The 370-nt window shown below is 55.4% G+C and carries 1 protein-coding gene; it reads right to left on the bottom strand.

Features of this window, described 5'->3' with window-relative positions; all coding sequences use genetic code 11:
* The coding region (locus BHE89_RS22080) for a hypothetical protein (protein WP_128860270.1) at positions 1–215 on the bottom strand (215 nt) is incomplete at its 3' end.
* Positions 216–370 lie beyond the last annotated feature (155 nt).

A 370-nucleotide genomic window follows, 5' to 3' on the forward strand; every position in this document is an offset into this window, starting at 1 on the left:
ATGCGACGCTTAGCCCCCGCAGTGCTGCTCATGAAGCGCAGGGCTGCCGCTTCATACCGGAAATGGGCGAACTCACCCCGAAGAGTGCTATCTGTCCCCTGTAGCGATTGTGGGCGCTTTGACAGGGCAGGGCGAGGATGGCTGGCGACTTTCTTGATCATCGCTTCACATTTCCCCAGTTTCGCCATTTCAGTGGCCGCTACAGATGCTGTCATGTTGTCACACCTCGTCGCTATGTGTCTTGTTTAGCTGGCGCTCGTACTCGTTTAGCGCCCGGCGAATTTTTTGCTAAGGCAGTGGCGCGTTGTCTTAACACGGCATACCTGGTTTCAACTTGCTGGATCAACTCTTGTGCCCAGGCAGGCTCTTT

The organism is Shigella sp. FC1967, from assembly GCF_001743005.1.
GTDB lineage: Bacteria > Pseudomonadota > Gammaproteobacteria > Enterobacterales > Enterobacteriaceae > Proteus.